This window comes from Bradyrhizobium sp. MI1.7, assembly GCF_055811795.1.
Window position 1 is genome coordinate 1 of record NZ_JBVVPO010000175.1, and the last position, 2,658, is coordinate 2,658.

At 58.2% G+C, this 2,658-nt stretch carries 2 protein-coding genes and 1 pseudogene; all 3 read right to left on the reverse strand.

The genetic code is table 11. The features are described 5' to 3' along the window. On the reverse strand, positions 1-715 hold a 715-nt coding region (locus tag AC0L3X_RS46815), incomplete at its 3' end, for an oleate hydratase (protein ID WP_473317576.1). 1,070 nt (positions 716-1,785) lie between these two features. Continuing rightward, complete coding sequence (locus AC0L3X_RS46820) at positions 1,786-2,073, reverse strand: hypothetical protein (protein ID WP_439035785.1); 288 nt, start codon at positions 2,071-2,073, stop codon at positions 1,786-1,788. 145 nt (positions 2,074-2,218) lie between these two features. Beyond that, a pseudogene (locus AC0L3X_RS46825) lies at positions 2,219-2,629 on the reverse strand (MFS transporter); the annotation flags it as partial. Positions 2,630-2,658 lie beyond the last annotated feature (29 nt).

Genomic DNA, 2,658 nt, shown 5'->3' on the forward strand with positions numbered 1-2,658 from the left:
GGCACGTGGCAGTCTTCTGCCCGTGTTGGATCAAGACATCAATATCGGTGACCTCCGCCCCCTTCTCCAGCCGCACGCCTCGCATCGTCAACCACGCGACGATCGGGCGAACTATGGCATCGAACTGGTTGAACCGGGTCCGGTAGATCCCCCTCATGCTGTCGATGGTCGGAAACAGGTGCAGGAACCTGAGGCAGTAGCGCTTGAACTCGACCGCACTATGCCAGGGCGCAAAAGCGAAGGTGGTGCACCAGATGAACCAAAAGTTACTGTTGAAGAACTCGGACTCGAAGCAGTCCTGAATCGTCCTAATGCCAAGCACAGATTCCGGGGTTGCGCATAAGGCCACGAGATCGAGTCGGTCTTTCTCCGTAAAACCAAGGTCAGACACGTCGACGATCTCACCGCCCGAGATCAGGCGTGCTTTGTCGTCCCAGGAGAACTCCTGATGAAACTCCATCAGTTCGTCCTTCACCGACTTGGCCGGATCGCCGATCGAGGGAATGAAGGAGAGTAAATCGAAGGTGCAGTTAAAGTTCTCCTCGAACATGCGCCCGCCGCGCATCAAATAGCCATCTTTCGGATTGCCCGTTGCATCGAGGCTACCGCCAAAGTGCTCCGTCTCCTCGAACAGCACCACATTAGGGCCCATAAGCCCGCCCTCCTTGATGAGATAGGCCGCAGCCGCCAACGCGGCGATGCCCGTTCCGACCAAATAGGCTCTACGTGGAGTCGCCTGCGGATGGGGGCGCGATAACTGGGGCGCAGGGCACATGAGGTCCTCCGAGAAACAGGTTGTACCAGGGCGTGTCGATCCGGTGATCGTCAGTTGGGGGCTCAACGGACCTATGTGACCAACCACAACATAGCTCTCCGTTGCGGGAGCTGGGCCTACCCCTTTAGGTAGCTGTCGCCGGGCCGAAGTGAGCTGCTGCCGGTTTGATGGACACCGAGATTGGGTGTTTCATGAAGCCGGAGGGGCCCGAACACTTCGATCCCAACGTCATCGTCAGCAAGGCGCTCGAGGCCGCCGTCAACGCTTCGTCTGAAATTTGGAAGCCGCGGCGCCGCGTCACGCGCTCAAAATAGGCGTCAAGCACCAATCAAAAAGGGCCGCAGAGCTACGCTTACGCTTGTGCAGCGTCGCCGCATGAAAGACCGTCCGCACCCCTTCATCGCCTGCTCGATGAACACTGGATCGCCGATTGACCCGCGTGATCGGTGAACACCGACCGCTTGATCTCTACGCCGCGCGCCGGCAACGCCGCAGAAGGACGGCTAGCATCAGCGCCGCCCAATGCCCGGCGCCACCCGTCACAAGTATTGTCATTACTTCCACATCTGTGTTGGCACTAAAAGCGTAAGAAGGCAGCTACAACTGAAGATGTGGGCGCATAAAATATGCGCAAATACTCCTCCAGTACGCCCTTCACATCTCCGGCTTTGGTATTGTCGCATTCGTTAGCGAATCTTGGGAACGGGCAGCACATACTCACGTGTGAGTTGCGCCAGCGCCAGCTTACGTCTTTCTACTTCGATTGGATTGGCCCAAGAAAGTGCTCGATCGACACCGACCGAGATGTTCGGGTACATCGGCGGACACTTCGATTCCGAGTTCCTCAATCAGTTCTTGGGACAGGGCCTCGCGTGGTGTTTTACCCCGTTCGATCTTTCGGTCTGTGCTGCATGAAACTTTCGGTGCCACGCTTGCGTACCAGCAGAATGTTACCTACGACATCCGTCATGGGGGCAGTAGCGATCTGCGTTGTGCGCCTGGCTGCGGCGTCATCCATCAAGCAACGACCCTTTTTTCAAAACAGTCTGTGGGACCGCTTGCGGTAGCACTATCAGCAGCGGGACAATGACGACCATACCGGCGGCCAGCATCACTCCCGATACGCCGGCTACAGTCAATATCTGGGCGCCAAGGACAGCTCCGAAGCCGATGGCTGAATTGATGACCGCCGAGTGTATCGCGGCAGCAGTCATGATTGTCGAACCGGCGGCGCGCAGGATCCAGGTCTGCAGTCCCGCGAACAGCGCCGCGGCGGCGGCGCCCCAGATGACCAGCAAGACAAGGACCCGATCTGTCCCAGTTGGGGACCGAACCATCCAAGGCCAACGAGCGCCAGACACAGGGCCCAGCAGTGATGATGGACTTGGTGAATCGGTGGATGAGAACGCCGGCCAGGATGTTCCCAAGAAATCCTGCTCCACCAAAGCTGAACAATAACGCGCCAATCATGACATGGGCAAGATTTGGAATCTCTCTGAGGAATGGTTCTATAAATGTGTACGCCGCGAAGTGCGCCGCCGCCATGAATGCCGTTACGGCATAGATCCCCAGCAGGTCATGTCTGCGGCAGACCGATCCAAGCTCTCTCCATCCCGCTGGCGTCCCGGCCTCCATTTTCGGAAGAACTGCCACCATCAGGGCTGAGGTGATCAGTCCGATGGCTCCAATTAATCCGAACGCTGCACGCCATCCGCTCACCTGACCGACGAGGTTCGCGAGCGGCACGCCAACAACGGTCGCCATCGAGATCCCGCCGAATACGATTGCGGTCGCAACACCCATACGGGAGCTATCGCCGAAAGTTGGTGACGGCGGGAATCGGGAAGGCGGCATATCGTGGGGGTGCTTGACGCCTCCACTTC